The 16,515-nt window shown below is 47.4% G+C and carries 16 protein-coding genes; 8 read left to right on the forward strand and 8 right to left on the reverse strand.

Annotated elements, in window-relative coordinates:
- Positions 1-35: 35 nt before the first annotated feature.
- The 3 genes from coaE to ACQ4M5_RS09405 all read left to right on the forward strand — a co-directional run bounded on the left by coaE (position 36) and on the right by ACQ4M5_RS09405 (position 2,462).
- On the forward strand, positions 36-611 hold the full coding sequence (gene coaE, locus ACQ4M5_RS09395; protein ID WP_430675318.1) for a dephospho-CoA kinase: 576 nt from the start codon (positions 36-38) through the stop codon (positions 609-611).
- Between the two features lie 52 nt (positions 612-663).
- Positions 664-1,239, forward strand: a complete 576-nt coding sequence (locus tag ACQ4M5_RS09400; protein ID WP_430675319.1) for a hypothetical protein — start codon at positions 664-666, stop codon at positions 1,237-1,239.
- A 182-nt stretch (positions 1,240-1,421) separates the two neighbouring features.
- Entirely contained in the window at positions 1,422-2,462 is a 1,041-nt protein-coding gene (locus tag ACQ4M5_RS09405; protein WP_430675320.1) for a fatty acid desaturase, read from the forward strand.
- A 67-nt stretch (positions 2,463-2,529) separates the two neighbouring features.
- On the opposite strand, the gene ACQ4M5_RS09410 is transcribed toward ACQ4M5_RS09405, so the two are convergent.
- The 4 genes from ACQ4M5_RS09410 to nusB form a co-directional block, all read right to left on the reverse strand.
- The gene (locus tag ACQ4M5_RS09410) at positions 2,530-2,946 is read right to left on the reverse strand and encodes a hypothetical protein (RefSeq protein ID WP_430675321.1); all 417 of its coding nucleotides are present in this window, start codon (positions 2,944-2,946) and stop codon (positions 2,530-2,532) included.
- Between the two features lie 136 nt (positions 2,947-3,082).
- The gene (locus ACQ4M5_RS09415) at positions 3,083-3,793 is read right to left on the reverse strand and encodes a Uma2 family endonuclease (protein WP_430675322.1); all 711 of its coding nucleotides are present in this window, start codon (positions 3,791-3,793) and stop codon (positions 3,083-3,085) included.
- Positions 3,794-3,815: 22 nt separating this feature from the next.
- Positions 3,816-5,435 carry a signal recognition particle-docking protein FtsY gene (gene ftsY / locus ACQ4M5_RS09420; RefSeq protein WP_430675323.1) on the reverse strand — a complete coding sequence of 540 codons (1,620 nt, stop codon included), beginning with the start codon at positions 5,433-5,435 and terminating at the stop codon, positions 3,816-3,818.
- A gap of 40 nt (positions 5,436-5,475) precedes the next feature.
- Positions 5,476-6,096 carry a transcription antitermination factor NusB gene (gene nusB / locus ACQ4M5_RS09425; RefSeq protein ID WP_430675324.1) on the reverse strand — a complete coding sequence of 207 codons (621 nt, stop codon included), beginning with the start codon at positions 6,094-6,096 and terminating at the stop codon, positions 5,476-5,478.
- A 133-nt stretch (positions 6,097-6,229) separates the two neighbouring features.
- On the opposite strand from nusB, the gene ACQ4M5_RS09430 reads away from it, so the two are divergent.
- Positions 6,230-6,436 (forward strand): type II toxin-antitoxin system HicB family antitoxin, encoded by a 207-nt coding sequence (locus tag ACQ4M5_RS09430; RefSeq protein ID WP_430675325.1) that lies wholly within the window; start codon positions 6,230-6,232, stop codon positions 6,434-6,436.
- A gap of 13 nt (positions 6,437-6,449) precedes the next feature.
- Here the strand turns inward: ACQ4M5_RS09430 and ACQ4M5_RS09435 are convergent, their stop codons facing one another.
- A complete protein-coding gene (locus tag ACQ4M5_RS09435) occupies positions 6,450-6,791 on the reverse strand; it encodes a translation initiation factor (RefSeq protein ID WP_430675326.1) in 342 nt (113 codons plus the stop codon).
- 137 nt (positions 6,792-6,928) lie between these two features.
- Here ACQ4M5_RS09435 and ACQ4M5_RS09440 point away from each other — a divergent pair, with 137 nt between their 5' ends.
- Positions 6,929-7,396 (forward strand): hypothetical protein, encoded by a 468-nt coding sequence (locus tag ACQ4M5_RS09440; RefSeq protein ID WP_430675327.1) that lies wholly within the window; start codon positions 6,929-6,931, stop codon positions 7,394-7,396.
- Positions 7,397-7,401: 5 nt separating this feature from the next.
- Positions 7,402-8,652, forward strand: a complete 1,251-nt coding sequence (locus ACQ4M5_RS09445; protein WP_430675328.1) for a glutamate-5-semialdehyde dehydrogenase — start codon at positions 7,402-7,404, stop codon at positions 8,650-8,652.
- Positions 8,653-9,036: 384 nt separating this feature from the next.
- On the opposite strand, the gene ACQ4M5_RS09450 is transcribed toward ACQ4M5_RS09445, so the two are convergent.
- The 3 genes from ACQ4M5_RS09450 to ACQ4M5_RS09460 form a co-directional block, all read right to left on the reverse strand.
- On the reverse strand, positions 9,037-10,218 hold the full coding sequence (locus ACQ4M5_RS09450; protein ID WP_430675329.1) for an ATP-binding protein: 1,182 nt from the start codon (positions 10,216-10,218) through the stop codon (positions 9,037-9,039).
- 64 nt (positions 10,219-10,282) lie between these two features.
- Positions 10,283-10,900, reverse strand: coding sequence for a hypothetical protein (locus tag ACQ4M5_RS09455; RefSeq protein ID WP_430675330.1), 618 nt, complete (start codon positions 10,898-10,900; stop codon positions 10,283-10,285).
- Between the two features lie 177 nt (positions 10,901-11,077).
- On the reverse strand, positions 11,078-11,395 hold the full coding sequence (locus tag ACQ4M5_RS09460; protein ID WP_430675331.1) for a hypothetical protein: 318 nt from the start codon (positions 11,393-11,395) through the stop codon (positions 11,078-11,080).
- A gap of 213 nt (positions 11,396-11,608) precedes the next feature.
- Here ACQ4M5_RS09460 and ACQ4M5_RS09465 point away from each other — a divergent pair, with 213 nt between their 5' ends.
- Together ACQ4M5_RS09465 and ACQ4M5_RS09470 are read left to right on the forward strand one after the other, a co-directional pair.
- The gene (locus ACQ4M5_RS09465) at positions 11,609-12,928 is read left to right on the forward strand and encodes an efflux RND transporter periplasmic adaptor subunit (protein WP_430675332.1); all 1,320 of its coding nucleotides are present in this window, start codon (positions 11,609-11,611) and stop codon (positions 12,926-12,928) included.
- Between the two features lie 6 nt (positions 12,929-12,934).
- Positions 12,935-16,258 (forward strand): efflux RND transporter permease subunit, encoded by a 3,324-nt coding sequence (locus tag ACQ4M5_RS09470; protein WP_430675333.1) that lies wholly within the window; start codon positions 12,935-12,937, stop codon positions 16,256-16,258.
- The last annotated feature ends 257 nt before the right edge of the window (positions 16,259-16,515 follow it).

Raw genomic sequence — 16,515 nt, forward strand, 5'->3', positions numbered from 1 at the left:
ATCTACACTAGATCGGGAACTTCAGGATACTTCAGATGCGAATTATTGGAATCACAGGCGGAATTGGAATGGGAAAAACCACCATTTCAAACTATCTCGCCACCGCTCATCACCTACCCGTTTTAGATGCAGATTTGATTGCGCGGGAAGCAGTCGAACCCGGATCACCAATTTTGTCTCAAATTATCGATCAATATGGTTCCAGTCTGATTCGACTCGATGGTTCGCTCGATCGCTCCAAACTCGGCTCGATCATTTTCTCTGATCCGGCTGAACGGACTTGGTTAGAGCAGCAAATCCATCCATTTGTGAGAAAGAAACTGGAAACAGAACGCGATCGACTCGCTTATTCCACGCTCGTAATGGTGATTCCCCTCTTATTTGAAGCTCAGATGACCGATTTGGTCACTGAGATTTGGGTCGTGTCCTGCCCAGAATCGCAACAGATTCAAAGACTGATGCAGCGTGAAAAACTCAGTTTAGAACAAGCTCAAGCGCGAATTCGGAGTCAAATGTCGATCGAGGAAAAGCGCGATCGAGCCGACCACATTCTCGACAATTCCACCACGCTCGAAGCTTTGATGCAACAAGTCGATCGGGCACTCAGTTGAAATCGATCGACTTCGACCGCTAGACTGTTCAAGATGAGACCGAGAAATTTTTATGGCAGCCACGTTAAAACAAATTGCGAGTTACCTCGACAAAAAAGAATGGAAATACCGCATCGACGAAGAAGGCTGCCGCATTCTAACGGGTGTGTATGGTGAAAACTTAGAAGATTTCTTAATCGTGATTCAACTCGATGAAGAAGGCGAATTCTTTGAAATGTTCGCGCCACGAGTATTATCCGGAGTCAAAGATCATCCCCACAAAACTGCAATTCTCCAGACAATGCTGGCGATTTCTTGGGAAACCAAAATGTTGCAGTGGGAATACGACCCTTCAGACGGTGAAATCCGCGCAATCATTGAATTTCCGCTAGAAGACTCTACCCTCACCGAACGCCAGTTCAATCGCTGTTTGCACAGCCTCGTTGAATTAGTGGACGAATTAGCGCTACCCCGTCTCAATGCCGTCATGGAAACCGGAGAAGACCCAGGAGATTTACAAGAGGGTGAGCGTTTACTCTTAGCATTACAAGAAGAGGCTCCCGGATTACTCAGCGTTTTAGAACGGGCAATGGAAGCGCGGAAACGGCGCGGACGGAGATTACCCTCCGAGGAAAAAGACGAATCGTGAAGTTGTTTTACAGCGATCGTGGTATAACAATTAAGGTTTCGTAACAGAAAACCTCGTAATTTTACAAGCTGAGATCGGGCTACCGCTGCTTGGAGCCTGATTTTTGTGTGGCAAATTTTCGATCGAGGATTTGTCCGAATCGTTGTGATTTTTACCGTCTTTGTCGGAGAGAAAGATCGTTCATGACAGCATCGCTCACGCCCGATTACTCGACTTTAACGAGTCCTGAAACAAAACTACGATTGAAAGACATTATCAAAACGCTACCGCGTGAGTGCTTTCAAAAAGATATGAAAAAAGCCTGGGCTTCCCTCATCATCAATGTGCTGATGGTTGGTCTAGGCTACTGGAGCATTCAAGCGTCTCCCTGGTTCCTGTTACCGTTTGCGTGGATTTTTACAGGAACCGCATTAACCGGATTTTTCGTAATCGCGCACGACTGTGGACATCGATCGTTTGCTCAACGGAAATGGGTGAATGATTTAATCGGGCACATCTTCATGGCTCCGCTCATCTATCCGTTCCACTGCTGGCGCATTCTGCACAATCAACACCACAACCACACGAATAAGATGGATGTGGATAATGCGTGGCAACCCTGGCGACCAGAAGTGTATGACAATCTCGATCCCATCACGGAGATTGCTTACAGAACCACTCGTGGTCGGCTCTGGTGGTTAGCTTCGGTCTTGCACTGGGCAATCATTCACTTCAATCTCTCGAACTATAAGCCGAAAGACCTCGGCAAAGTGAAATTGTCGATCGCGGTTGTGGTTGGATTTGCTGCGATCGTCTTCCCGACTCTGTTCCTCACCGTTGGCGTTTGGGGCTTTGTCAAATTCTGGTTAATGCCCTGGTTGGTGTATCACTTCTGGATGAGCACCTTCACATTGGTTCACCACACCTTACCAGACATTCAATTCAAAGAACCCGAAGAATGGGACGCGGCACAAGCGCAATTATTTGGCACAGTGCATTGTGATTATCCGAAGTGGGTTGAATTCCTCTGCCACGATATCAACGTCCACATTCCGCACCATTTATCGACTGCGATTCCTTCTTACAATTTACGTTTGGCACATCAAAGCCTTGTTGGAATTTGGGGAACGGAACTGAGACAGGATAAATTCTCTTGGGGACTGATGAAGCAGATTACCGATCGCTGTCATCTCTATCACCCAGAGTACGCTTATCAATCGTTCAAGTCGTACAAGAACCGATAACGGTGAAAAATCAATAGACGTGAAACCCTTCGATCGCTAATCTGATCGAAGGGTTTTTAATATCGCTCTATTGAGGAGCAGGTTCAGAAGTCGTAGCTGCCTCTTCTGCCGCTTTCGCCACTGCTGCTTCCTTTGCCGCCTTCTTCTCTGCCTTGAGCCGCTTTTTCTCAGCTTTTTCAGCCTCCTTCGCTGCTTTCTTCTCTAATTTTTCTTGCTCCTCCAGTTTCTTCTTCTCTGCCTTTGCCGCTGCTTTGGCTTCTTTTTCCGCCTGTTTCGCCGCTGTTTTCGCCGCTTTTTCTGCTGCCTCAGCCGCTTCCGAATCGATTACTTCAGTCGAACTCTCGACAGTAGTAGAAGTGACAGCAGGCGATTCTACCTGAGTCGGTTCGGCTTGAGCAACAGTTGGGAACCCGATCGCAACACTAAACATCAGCAAAAGCGCTACAACGATCGCGCTAAATCTTCGGACAACAGGTTTGAACATACAAGCTCCAAATGTTCCTATTTTTTCTATGCTAGATAGATAGTAGTCGAACAAGCATTAATCTTGGCTTAAGTGTCAAGCGTTGCTGACATCTACACCGATTGTTGCGATCGCAATTTGGCTAAGACGATCGTACTTATTCCGCGTCTGGATCAATTCCAAGCGCTCTCAGGCGTTCTGCTAATCGATCGGCTCGCTGGCGCTCTTGGTCGGCTCGTTGGCGTTCTTGTTCAGTTCGTCGGCGTTCCTGTTCGAGTTGCTGTTCGGCTTCTATTTTTGCTTGTCCTAGTTCGACAAAGGTTAAAAAGCGATCGCCATCTGGACGATACAACTCCAATGTTTCAGGCTGGACTTCAAATCGAATTCCCAATCGCGGACTCGTCCAACCGTTGAGATCTTCAATAATTTGAAATCGACCCTCTAAACGAATCCAGCCTACTAGCTCGACACTATCTGGATCGTAGATGTAGTATTCCTCAATGCCGTAATCATCGTAAAACTTAAATTTTTTGGTCATCTCTTTGAGCCGATTGCTCGGTGAGAGAATCTCAAATGCAACTTGAGGCGGAAGATTGTCTTCCTTCCATTGTTGATAAGAACGGCGTTCCCCTTTCGGTCTGCCGAACACGACCATCACATCGGGCGCTTGGCAGAGAGCATTGTTGCCTTCGATCGGATACCACAACAAATCACCCGCAATAAAAACGCGATCGTCATTCGCAAACAGCAACTCTAAATTTTCTTTGATGGTGACAATCCATCGAAACTGCAAGGTATTGTCCGCCATCGGTTTGCCGTCGCTTTCTGGATAAACGATATTTGATTGTGGGGGAGATTGTAAAACCACGATCGTGCCCTCCAGTAATTGATTAACCGCTGATCAAAGCTTCAACAAATTCATAGCTAGAGAACGGACGCAAATCTTCAATGCCTTCTCCCGCACCAATAAAGCGAATCGGTAATCCAAGCTGTTCAACCACGGCAAGCGCAATTCCACCTTTCGCAGTGCCGTCTAATTTGGTCAGAACAACACCACTCAGTTGTGCTGCTTGTGCAAAGACTTCTGCTTGTCTCAAGCCGTTTTGTCCCAAAGTTGCATCCAGAACTAACAAGGATTCGACTTTGGCATCTCCCGCTTTCTTGTCAATGATGCGACGAACTTTGCTGAGTTCATCCATGAGATTTTTCTTGTTCTGAAGTCGTCCAGCGGTATCAATTAGCAGTAATTCAGTTCCACGAGATTGAGCGGCACTAATCGCATCGAAGACAACGGCAGCGGGATCAGTGTTTTGTCCCGGATTGGCAATCACTTCAACATTACTTCTTTGTCCCCAAACTTTGACTTGTTCAACCGCAGCCGCCCGGAATGTATCCGCAGCACCGATCAAACATTTGTAGCCAGATTTCGTTGCAATATGAGCCAGTTTACCGATCGTCGTTGTTTTCCCCGCTCCATTCACGCCCGTCATTAGCCAAATGTTCAACACATCTTTTTCAGGTGCAAAGAAGGCACTGTGTGAACCTTGCAATGGTTGATCGAGTAAATCACGCAAAATTTGTTTGAGATAAGCGATCGCTTGATCCGGCGGCAATGTTTCCTGTCTTAATTTCGCCTGCAATGCCTCGATAATTTTGTCGGTCGCTTCTACTCCCGCATCGGCTTGAAGCAACAGAGATTCGATCTCATAAACGGCATCTTGATTCAGCGGACCTTGACCGACGATCGCTTTAAGCTGATTCACCAAGCTACGACGGGTTTTATCCAGTCCTTTGCGTAAACGTTTGAGCCAGGTGATTTCTTCGATCGACACATCTTCCGCCCGCCGACCCATTGCAGAAAGCACATCCGCCGACCAGAGGAATCCTTCATCGATCGTAAACGCTGGCTCTAATGCATGTTCTTCAACAACAGGTTCGGGTTCCGTCTCTTCTTCGATCGCGGTGGCTCTGAGACGTTCGAGACGGGCTTGGCTTTCTGCTTGAGATTGTGCCCAAAACGGAACCGCAGGCTGAGGAGCAGGTTCTTCTGTCGCTTCAGGTTCAGCTTGCTCGATTTCGGGTTCAGAGGCTTCAACAGGTTCAGCAATTTCCTCAGAAGCTTCAGCAGGTTCAGAAACTTCGACTGCTTCAACAGGTTCAGCAATTTCTTCAGAAGCTTCAACAGATTCAGAAACTTCGACTGCTTCAACAGGTTCAGCAATTTCTTCAGAGGCTTCAACAGATTCAGAAGTTTCCGCTACAACTTCAACAGATTCAGAAGTTTCCGGCACTTCGACAGGCGGATCTCCGGAGGTTTGGGATTCTTCGGCTTGTTCTCGTTGTTTGCGGCGGAAGGCTTCAACGATCGCTCTTGCGTTGGCAATCCGCGCATCTTCTTCTGAAGTCGTTTCTTCAGCAGGCGTTTCTTCCACAGGTGTTTCTACCGTTGGAGTCGGTTCAGGCTGCTTGTCTTCTTCTTTGTTAAACCGATTGAACCAATTAAACGTCATACCCAAAAATCCAGAACGCCTATCTTAACTCTACTGGATCTTAAGAATTCACATTAATCGCTTCGGTGACACGGCGCAAAATTCCATTAATAAATTTGTGTCCGTCTTCGTTGCTGTAGCGTTTCGCCAGTTCTACGGCTTCGTTGATTGCCACTTTGTCCGGAATGCCAAGAAACATCATTTCAGTCGTGGCGATTCGGAGAATGTCTCGATCGATTCCCGCTAATCGATCGACATTCCAATCGACCAAAATATCGTTCAGCAGTTTATCGACCGTAGGGCGTTCAACCTGAAGCCGCGTAATAATTTCCATCGCGTAGGCACGAACTTCGGCTTGATTCGCAAGTTGGACAAATTCAGGAAGCTCGATCGCGCCTCCGAGTCGATTAATTGCCGCTTGAGCGAGATTGATCGCATCTTGCACCATTGATCGAGCGGTGTCGAGATTGGCAGCACGAGTTTGACTCTTCAGCAGTTGAGCATCGCCGCGTTGAAGTTCAGCCGAAGCAGTTTCGAGCGCGTCACGGGCTTCGGTGGCAAGAGTACGGATCGAAGCGAGAACGAGATCTTGAAGTTTTTGCTGATTGACTTTTTCTAAGTCTGAAGGGAGTTGGCTGATGCTCAAAAGCGCCAGTTCACGGGAGATTCGACGGGCTTGCATAACGGCTTTACGGCAGGGGGTTCACTATGGCTTACGTATCGTAGCGCGAATTCGAGTCGCTCCAGTTGTGTATCTCTTCATGGGTATCTCTTCGCTCGGCTAGAATGACAAAATCGACGATCGTACAATTCTCATGAATCTTTCTAAACAGCAATTTACTGCCATTATCGAACGCGAAGACGAGGGCTACGTCTCGCTTTGCCCTGAGTTAGATATCGCAAGTCAAGGTGAAACGATCGAAGAAGCGAAGCAAAATCTAGCTGAAGCAGTCGAACTCTTTTTTGAAGTTGCGGATTCTTCGGAAGTTCAGCGGCGGTTACACACCGAGCGAACGATTTGAAATTGAATAACCTTTACCCGCCGCTAATTTTCGCTTTGTATCCAAGCCCTGTAAGAATTTGCAGCAATTTTTGAGCGTGATCGCCTTGAATCTCGATCGCGTCTTCTTTCACCGCGCCACCCGTTCCACACTGCGCCTTTAATTTCTTCGCTAAATCGGTCAGCGTCTCCGGTTTGCTCTGAAATCCAGTAATCATCGAAACCGTCTTGCCGCCGCGTCCTTTGCGCGACACTTGAATTCTCACATTCTGCTGATTCGGAGGCAGATCGGGAACGCCTCTTTCAAATACCTCGGAATTGCCAAACTCGGAATAAACGACACGATCTCGATCGCTTGGCTTCGATTTTTTCGCCATAAGAAATGCTCGATGTATCCAAATATTACAAACAAATCACAACTGAATCTTAAGGGGGGCTGAGTCTCCAGAGTGAGAGTGATAGAATTCCAACATAGTCGCGCTAGAAGTCTAATTCTAAACGTGACCTGGGTGCAGTGGAATTAATCCCGCCGCAACAATATCAACCTCCATTTAATAAAACTCCCACCCGACTTGTGCATACCCAGAAGCATCACAAGATAGATCTAGGAACGGATTATCCTTGTCCGTGCCGTCGTCGCGGTCGCCTGATTCCGATCGCGCTCACCGAAGCGTTTGGCTGTAATCGCTGCCAACAGATTTTCGTTGTCGAAGAAAACGGCTGTGTCATTGAACAACTCGCCACCACGTATCCGTATAAGCGATCGTGGCGCTGGACGGGACACCAGTGGAACGTGGTTCAACCAGGACTGGGCGATAGTTATCTGCCTCTGGCACTCGGTATACTGCTCGTTCTGTTGAGCATTTGGCTACCTGTTGCGCTCCATTCGCCCTCCGGAGCCAGTATTATGTTGTGGGCGATCGTGGCATTGGTGTTAGCCGTGCTGCCCGCGCTCATGGTTTGGTTAGCTTATCGGCGGTAGCCCAAATGACGACGGAAATGGGGACATTTGACCCGATTTCAGCCTTGCGATCGGCTCAGATGACTTCGCTCAGGTTGGCGGCAACGAGCGGGGTGGATCGGAGTCGCGTGGTTCAGGCGATGGCACAGGCGTTGTGTCGTCGTCAGAATGATATTTTGGAAGCGAATACGCTCGATTTAGAGATTAGCCGGGAGATGGCGATTTCCGAGTTGTTGCTGGAATGGCTGAAGTTGACCCCAGAACGAATTCAAAATGCGGTTCAGATTTTGAATCGATTGAGTGAACTGCCAGATCCGATCGGGCGAGTGATGCCTGCGAATTTTCAAACCGATCGCGCTCAGACGTATTCTCAGTTGATGCCGTTAGGTGTGATTGCGCTGATTTATGAGGCGTTTCCAGAGTTAAGCGCGATCGCGGCAGGGCTTTGTATCAAATCAGCAAATTGCTTAATCCTCAAAGGGGGAACCGAGGCGAGCCACTCGAATAGCGCGATCGCGGAAACATTACAGCAAGCGCTCGAAGATGAAGGCTTCCCGATCGAGAGTGTCCAATTGCTTCCCGCAGAAGACACACCGATTCGAGATTTGATTATTCAAGATCGGTATCTCAATCTTGTGATTCCTTACGGACGACCCAGTTTGGTTCAGCAAGTTGTCAGACAAGCGACTGCGCCTGTATTGCGATCGGCAATGGGAAATTGTTATCTTTATTGGTCGCCATCAGGCAGCGTGGAAATGGCACGATCGATGATTGTGGATAGTCATTCGACGGAGCCTGATCCGGTGAACGCGATCGAAAAGGTTCTGATTCATCGACAGCAAAATCCTTCCTCGCTGACCATGCTCTGGGATAGCTTGCGAGAGAAAGGTTTTCAAATTCGAGGCGATTTGACTTTGGCATCTGAATTTCCAGGACTCCGACCTGTGGAGGATGCGGAATGGGGACAGGCTTATCTCGATCGCATTGTTAGTTTTCGGATTGTCGATGGTTTAACAAGCGCGATCGAGTGGATTAATCATTACAGTAGCGGTCATGCGGATTGTTTGGTAAGCGAGTCTTATCAAGAAGCTCGGCAATTCGCGATCGGGGTCAATAGTGCTTCGACTTATATCAATGCGTCCCCTCGGTTCTATCGCAATCCGAAGCGGGGAGATGCGATCTTTCTCGGAATGTCGAATCAGAAAGGACATCGACGCGGATTGATTGGATTAGATACATTGACGACCGTGAAACATATTGTTCAAGGCAATGGCTGAGGGTGCATCAGTCTAAGAGGATGTTTGAAAAGTCATCGTTCATCGCCTGAATCGCCCCTCGAATGGAATTCGGGGCTATCGGAACAAAGTCTGTTGAAACAGACTGAAGAGGATCTGACGACTGGCTTTCAGTCCCCTTCAGTGGACTTTCTCCGCTAGACCGTGATTTCCAATCACGGGCGGAACGCAATTGCAGTGAAGAATCTTTCTATACTTTTCAAACATCCTCTAAATGAGCCAGATAGAAGTACCTCTTACTTAGTGCTTTCTGTTGTTCTCATGCCTATTTTGAACGATCGCTATCCGATCAAAACTTGTCTGAGCGATAAACCTGGAAGACGAACTTATCTGGAATTATCTTCAAGTTCCTGTCCAACGCTCTGATCAGTCTTCCTGAATCTCGATCGGGAAAATTGCTGTAAACGTTGAACCTTCTTGCGGCTGTGATGCGAGATAGATATTACCTTGTAACCGTTCAACTAATCGAGCGACGATCGCGAGTCCCAATCCCGTACTATCCGGCGATTTCATTGTTCCAACCCGCTCAAACGGTGCAAACAATCGAAGCTGATCTTGCGGATCGATTCCAATTCCAGTATCGGTCACTGACACTGACCATCGATCGTGTAGTAATGTTCGGCAGACGATCGTAACACTGCCAGATTCGGTGTATCGAACCGCGTTACTCACTAAGTTTGTTAGAACTTGCTGCAAGCGAAAGGGATCAGTGATCACTTCTTCTGGTGCATCTTTGAGATCGGTGACGAGTTGTAAGTCTCGATCGCTAATGAGTGGCTGCATCAATTCCACAACTGCATAGATCAGAGCACGAAGATCGATCACTTCTGGAATCACCTGCATTTTTCCCGCTTCGTATCGTGATAGTTCCAAAGCATCATTGATCAAATGCAACAATCGTCGCCCACCGCGTAAAACCCGTTCGATATGCTCCAAACTTGCAGTAGAATCTCGTTCTTCCTGTCGGGACTGCCGCAAAAATAGATCCGCATAGCCAATAATCGAAGTCAGCGGGGTCTTGAGTTCGTGTGCCAGAATTGAAAGATTATCTTCACTCGATCGAGCTAATCGTTTGAGTTCTGAAACCGTGATGTTCAGTTGACCACGAACCTGTTCTAATTCCTGAAGTCGTTCAGCAACATAGCTCTTAAAACACTCTGATATCGCTAAATCAATCACAGAATCAATCACGGTGATAGCTCGGAATAGTTCTTCTGCTGTTCCGGTTAATAATTCAGAGCGAATCACATTGAAAATTGTTTTGCGTAGGAGATGATATTCTTGAGCAATTTCGCTGGGATCAAAGCCTTGAGTCGCCCGGAGAACACCGTGAGACAGACTTGCTTTTTCGATCGTTGTATCATCGTCTGCCTCAGATTGCGACAGTGAAGCGGACATTGCAAGCAGAACATCATTGATATGATCCTCGATCGCGGTTCGACTGAGAGTATCCGCACTGCGAATTTGTCGATCGCTTGCCACCGCATCTACCCAATCTTGTTTAATGCGATCGATATTTTCTTTCAGCAATTGGCTAAAATCCTGCATAGCAATTCGTTAGTGCTTTGCGGATTGTACGAGAAAAATGATTGAAATTAATCTATCGGACGAATTACTTCAAGGCAGGAATATTCGGACGTAGACAAAGATAAGCGAGTGGACCAAATAATGGAATGAGGGCAACAATCCAAAAGAACTGTGATTCTTTGATCAATCCACGTCGCGCCATATCGTCCGATAACAATGTTGGATAAGGAAATAACAGTGCAAATAAGAACAATGCCAAGGTCATTCCGTGGATGAATTTGTCTGTTTGGAAGGATTGAATGAATAAGCTCCAGTTACCGAATACGATCGCGAATAACAATATAGCGATCGTGCTAATCGTCAGAACAATTCCCGTCGCTTTTGAATCGAGTATTGCTAACCAAGCATCTTTCTCACCTGAGAACTGATCGTTTGGTTCGCGCAGAGCGAGGTAGGGAATTAACCCGACTGTACCAGATGCGATCGAAGCTAACATAAATCCCCAAGCTGGAATTTGCTGCATTCTGCCATCTGCGAAGACGAGACAACTATAGATTAATAGCCAAATTCCAACCATGCTAAAGGCGGAGATTGCAACTGGATTTAATAGGTACGGTAACTGAATGTTCAGGGGTGGAGCGAACCAAAGCACATAAACAATAAACCCAAGCCATATCAGCCATAAGCCTAGTTTTCGTAGCATTGATGTCTCCTCAAAATAATTCGCACAGTATTCAATAGGTCTCCTGCACGAATCGAAGATGCCCACCGAATGGAATTCGCCAGGGCATTCATACAGGAAGTCTAATTTTATTTCAGAAAAAGCACGTTCTAAAAGAAAAGAGGTAGAGGCAAAATTACCTCTACCCAATGTCTAAAGTTACGCTAATGATTCGCCTGCTTGTGATAGCAATTCGCCTAATTGTTCGACCTTCACCGCGACATCTCCAGTCGCATCTGCCGCAGCTTCCGAAGTATCTTCACCCAGATCAATCATGATCTGCGAAATCATACTTGCGTCGCCTTGTTGCAGTGCTGCCTTCAAATCGCCTAGATCTTCAGCTAAATCGGTTCCTTGAAGCTGTTGCTGCCAGCTTTCGATCACTGCGATCGCTTGCTCAACCGGGATCGATGTTAGCCCTTGTTGTAAGGCTGCGATCGTAGTATCGACATCAATTGTCCGAACTGAATCTGCCATTATCTTTCATCCTTGTTCAAGAATTGCAAACATTTTCCTCACACCTGATCCGATTCTTGCAATCTGCCTTTGAAATTCGTCACTCTTTTGGGAGAAATAGCGATCGCGGTTCAGTCCTACGATTTTCGGTAAGTTCAGCCTTCGGATTGATACAGTTAGAACACAAAATATTAAATACTGTGAAGGTCAATTCGCTCCAACGTGCTATTCGTCATGATGCGATTTCCGATTCCTGCCCGCTTAACGCTCAGTCATCTCGGACTCGCTGGAGCGCTCCTACTGGGTGGCTGCAACTTGATTCCAGCGGGCGATGCTCAACAACAACCGAATCCGCAGAATCAGCAGGGTGGCGCGGTCGCCGTAGATACCGCTGTCGCTAAGGTTGGCAGCTTAAACGAGGAACAGACCTACACTGGAACGACGCGACCTTTTCGGGAAGTTTCACTACGATCGCAAGCCGAAGGCAGAATTACAGACATTAGCGTGAATGTGGGCGATCGAGTGCAATCGGGTCAAGTACTTGCTCGATTAGATGGCACGATCGCGAATTCATCGGTCGCGCAAGCAGAAGCAGAAGTAGCAGCACGAGAATCAGAAGTTGCAAGCTTGCAAGCAGAAGTAGAAGAGGCTCGAACTCAAGTAGAACGCGCACGATTGGAATTGCAACAAGCTCGATCGGACTATCAGCGACAAGCACAACTATTTCGACAAGGTGCAACTTCAGAACAGCAAGCCGAAACCGCGAGAACAGCAGTCGGAACGGCACAACAAGCTCTACGATCGGCAGAAAACCAGGTGGCAACTCGACAACAAGCCGTCTCAGCTTCAGCAAGAAGAATTACAGCACAACAAGCGATCGTCAATCAAGAACGAGAACGACAGTCTTTTAGTGCTTTAACTTCGCCTGTGAATGGTTCAGTCTTAGCTCGTCCAACAGAACCAGGGAACTTAGCGCAGGCGGGAACAGAAGTGCTGCGATTAGGTGATTTCAGTCAAGTTAAAGTTCAGGTACAAGTTTCAGAGCGAGAATTTGCCAGCATTCGAGAAGGACAAAGAGCACAAGTTCGCTTAGATGCTCTACCGAATCAAACGATTACTGGAACTGTGACCCGGATTTCTCCAGCAGCAGAAACACGAGCAAGATTGATTCCAGTTGAAGTAACTATTCCGAATCCGAACGGCAGAATTGGCAGCGGATTGTTAGCGCGAGTCACCTTTCAAGGTGGAGAATCTCAGCGCGTCGTTGTTCCAGAAGGTGCGACTCGGATTGGACAACCACGCGGACAGCAGGGGCAACAAGGTCAAGCGCAGCAAAATCAAGAACAGCCTAAATCTGCCACAGTTTATGTTGTAAACAAATCGGGTGAGCAAGCAACTGTAAGTCCTAGACAGGTTCAACTTGGCAACCGGGCAAATGGACAAGTCGAAATTCTGTCGGGTGTGAATGCAGGTGAAACGATCGTGGTTCGCAGTAGTGGCAAGTTAGAAGCGGGTGCGCCCGTTCGATTGAGCATTTTATCGCAGCAAGGATAGATCTTTATGACTATGCAGCCTTCTCGATCGCGCGGGTTTAGTATTAGCTCGACCGCGATTCGACGACATATCGGAACTCTGATGATCACGATTACCGCGATCGTCATTGGTCTGTATTTTCTCTCCAGTCTTCAGGTGGACTTATTGCCCTCGATCACGTACCCGCGAATCGGCGTTCGGGTGAATTCTCCTGGAATTTCTCCAGATGTCGCAGTTGATGAAGTGACTCGCCCACTTGAAGAAGCGCTTTCTGCAACTGAAGGCGTAGTGCAAGTTTATTCTCAAACTCGTGAAGGGCAAGTCAGTGTGGACTTGTTTTTTGAACCGGGTGGAAATATTGACCAAGCTTTGAATGACGCGACGGCTGCATTTAACCGAGCGCGGGGAAGATTGCCCGATACGATCGAAGAACCAACGCTATTCAAAGTTGATCCGTCTCAGCTTCCGGTGTACGAATTTGCAGTCACTTCGCCATCCTCGGAATTAGTCGATCTTCGAGTATTTGCAGATGAAGAACTGGCGCGGGAATTGGGCGTTGTCGAAGGAGTTGCAGCGGTTGATGTTTCTGGTGGTGTTGAAGAAGAAGTTCGAGTGATTGTGGATCTCGATCGACTTCAGGCTTTAGGTGTTGGATTAAATAGCGTCCTTCAGGAACTAGAACAAACCAACCAAGACATTTCTGGGGGTCGGATTTTAGGCAGAAATTCTGAACCGTTAACAAGAACGATCGGGCGATTTAGAGATGCCGCAGAAATTGAGAATTTATCATTTCCCGTTGCGTCTCAACAAACGACATCTACAACCGGAACCACAACCGGAACCACAACAGAATCAACAACACCAGCCCCTCAAGATCGGGTGTATCTGCGCGATTTTGCTCAAGTGAATGATGGCACTCAGAAGCAGCGAGTATTCGTAAATTTAAACGGTCAGCCTGCGGTTAAAGTGAGTGTCCAAAAACAACCGGATGCCAATACGATTCAAGTGGTAGATGGTGTAAAGCAACGGATTGAGGAACTTCGTCGATCGGGCTTGATTCCCCAAGATATGCAGCTTCTTTCAACATTAGATGAATCGACTTTCATTCAATCCTCGCTTGATAGTGTGATTCAATCCGCAGCACTTGGAGCATTACTCGCAGCAGCATCGGTTCTATTATTTTTGGGATCGCTTAGACAGACATTTATCATTAGCTTAACGATTCCACTTTGTACGCTTATTGCAATCACCATAATGCGATTTAGCGGTTTCTCGCTCAATATCTTTAGTTTGGCGGGATTAGCGGTAAGCGTGGGACAATCTGTAGATGCTTCCGTTGTAATTTTGGAGAACATTTACAAACGGGCTGGAATTGATCAAAGTACTGGAAGTAGTCTGACCGAAGAAGGACAATCGAAAGGATCAACGATCGCATTAGTCGAAGATAGTAGCCGCGAGATGGAATCGGCTCTCGTTGCTTCTGCTACAACAAACTTAGTTTCAGTATTACCCTTCGTATTAGTCGGCGGATTCATCTCGCTATTATTCAACGAATTAATCCTAACGATCTGTTTTGCAGTTGGAGCTTCGTTGATTGTTGCAATCACGATCGTACCGATGTTAGCATCGCGACTGTTAATCATTCGCAAATCAAGTCACATCAATCGCTTCTGGCTATTCCGAGAATTCGATCGACGTTTGAAAGGTGCAACTCGGAGCTATGGCAATTTCCTGGCAAAATTAACACTCCGACCGATTATCGCGATCGCGCTCACAGTCTTGGTTCTCGGTGGTAGCGGTCTCTGGATGGTTGGACGAATTCCACAAGAGATTTTGCCGCGAATTAGTACCGGACAAGCGAACTTATTTGCTCAGTTTCCTCCCGGAACGCCGATCGATACGAGTCAGCGAGTCATGCAGGAAGTAGACAAAATCATTCAAGAGCAGCCCGAAACTGAGTATGCGTTTACAACGGTTGGCGGCTTCTTGTTTGGAAACAACACGAGCGAAAACCCACTTCGTGCTTCTAGCAACATCACATTGAAGCAAGGAACAGATGTTGAAGAGTACGTTGAGAAAATAAACCGCGAATTTCAACGGCTCAACTTAGTTGATATTATTTTGCGTCTAAGTCCGGGACAAGTTCGAGGCTTGATCTTGAATAACTCCCCAGTTCGAGGTGCAGAAATTGACGTAATTCTGCAAGGTCAAAACACGGATGCGCTAGAAGCAGCAGGACGGCAAGTGTTAGGGGCGCTTTCGCAGGCATCACTCGCTCGATATCGTCCCGATGCCGATCAACGTCAACCAGAAATTCAGATCGAACGCGATCGAGAACGTTCCGCTGAACTAGGACTGAATACACTCGCCGTTGGAGAAACCATTCAAACCGCGATCGAGGGAACCGTCGCAACTCAGATCCAACGTGGAAACCGATTAGTCGATGTCCGCGTGGAACTTGATGAAGAAGCAATTCAAAATGCTTCCCAAGTCGGACGAATTCCACTGTTTACCAGCGATAACCAGATTGTTCGTCTCAGTGATGTTGCTAACATTCGGACTGGACAAGCACCCGGACAAATTCAGCGAATCAACCAGCGGCAAGTCTTCCAAATTGCTGGAACTTTGAACCAGGGAGCAAGTTTAGGAAATGCGTTGGCAGAAGTCGATCGTATTATTCAAAGCGTCCAACTTCCCGAAGGTGTTTCCCGCTTACCGAGTAGTGCGGCTGAAAGTAACCAACAATTGCAAGAAGCATTACCTGTCTTAGGCGGATTAGCTGCATTCTTAGTCTTTGTGGTGATGGCAGTTCAGTACAACTCGCTGATTGATCCCTTAGTGATCATGTTCACGATTCCGCTGGCACTATCAGGCGGCATTATCGGACTGTTTCTAACTCAAACTGCGATCGGTGCAACTGTAATCGTCGGCGCAGTCTTGCTCGTGGGGATTGTGGTGAACAACGCGATCATCATGGTGGAAACCGCGAACGAGATTTACAAGAATGAGGGAATCGATCGTCGATCGGCAATTCTCAAAGCTGCCCCAGAACGCTTACGTCCAATCCTGATGACCACTGTTACAACAGTTCTGGGTGTGTTCCCACTAGCACTCGGATTAGGCGAAGGTAGCGAATTCCTTCAACCTTTGGGAATTGTGGTTTTCTCTGGACTATCGTTATCAACCCTGCTCACCCTGTTTATCATTCCGTGTTTTTACATCTTGTTGCACCGATGGACAGACGGAGGATTGAGTGGATTGATGCGGAAAAAATCGCGAACCAAGCGATCGGTTCCCCCAGTCAAGGAAACTGTATCGGTTCCTAAAACCTCTCAAGACGGAATCGCATAACCAAAATAAAAATGCCCCGATCGATTCGTATAGCAGTAGAAGTTTAGATGAGGACATCCTCGGAGTCGCCCCCAAACTTGGGGGTTTGGGGGCTTAGGAGATTTATCGAAAACAAATTACCCGCTGTCTTCGGCTTCGCTCAGTCAGCTAGAGATCGCGCCCTGAGCGAAGCCGAAGGGCAGTCTTTCAAGCGGTAAGCTCTTTCGTAGAAATCTCCTTAAGACTCTTGCTCCCCCAAACTTGGGGGCTGGGGGGCG

It is taken from the genome of Leptolyngbya sp. AN10, from assembly GCF_050565645.1.
Taxonomy (GTDB): Bacteria; Cyanobacteriota; Cyanobacteriia; order Leptolyngbyales; family Leptolyngbyaceae; genus Leptolyngbya.

Coding starts and splice junctions, on each gene's coding strand:
- nusB (WP_430675324.1), bottom strand. CDS start 6,096: ATGCAAGCCCGTCGAATCTCCCGTGAACTGGCGCTTTTGAGCATCAGC.
- coaE (WP_430675318.1), top strand. CDS start 36: ATGCGAATTATTGGAATCACAGGCGGAATTGGAATGGGAAAAACCACC.
- ACQ4M5_RS09470 (WP_430675333.1), top strand. CDS start 12,935: ATGACTATGCAGCCTTCTCGATCGCGCGGGTTTAGTATTAGCTCGACC.
- ACQ4M5_RS09400 (WP_430675319.1), top strand. CDS start 664: ATGGCAGCCACGTTAAAACAAATTGCGAGTTACCTCGACAAAAAAGAA.
- ACQ4M5_RS09405 (WP_430675320.1), top strand. CDS start 1,422: ATGACAGCATCGCTCACGCCCGATTACTCGACTTTAACGAGTCCTGAA.
- ACQ4M5_RS09435 (WP_430675326.1), bottom strand. CDS start 6,791: ATGGCGAAAAAATCGAAGCCAAGCGATCGAGATCGTGTCGTTTATTCC.
- ACQ4M5_RS09455 (WP_430675330.1), bottom strand. CDS start 10,900: ATGCTACGAAAACTAGGCTTATGGCTGATATGGCTTGGGTTTATTGTT.
- ftsY (WP_430675323.1), bottom strand. CDS start 5,435: ATGACGTTTAATTGGTTCAATCGGTTTAACAAAGAAGAAGACAAGCAG.
- ACQ4M5_RS09465 (WP_430675332.1), top strand. CDS start 11,609: ATGATGCGATTTCCGATTCCTGCCCGCTTAACGCTCAGTCATCTCGGA.
- ACQ4M5_RS09445 (WP_430675328.1), top strand. CDS start 7,402: ATGACGACGGAAATGGGGACATTTGACCCGATTTCAGCCTTGCGATCG.
- ACQ4M5_RS09450 (WP_430675329.1), bottom strand. CDS start 10,218: ATGCAGGATTTTAGCCAATTGCTGAAAGAAAATATCGATCGCATTAAA.
- ACQ4M5_RS09430 (WP_430675325.1), top strand. CDS start 6,230: ATGAATCTTTCTAAACAGCAATTTACTGCCATTATCGAACGCGAAGAC.
- ACQ4M5_RS09460 (WP_430675331.1), bottom strand. CDS start 11,395: ATGGCAGATTCAGTTCGGACAATTGATGTCGATACTACGATCGCAGCC.
- ACQ4M5_RS09410 (WP_430675321.1), bottom strand. CDS start 2,946: ATGTTCAAACCTGTTGTCCGAAGATTTAGCGCGATCGTTGTAGCGCTT.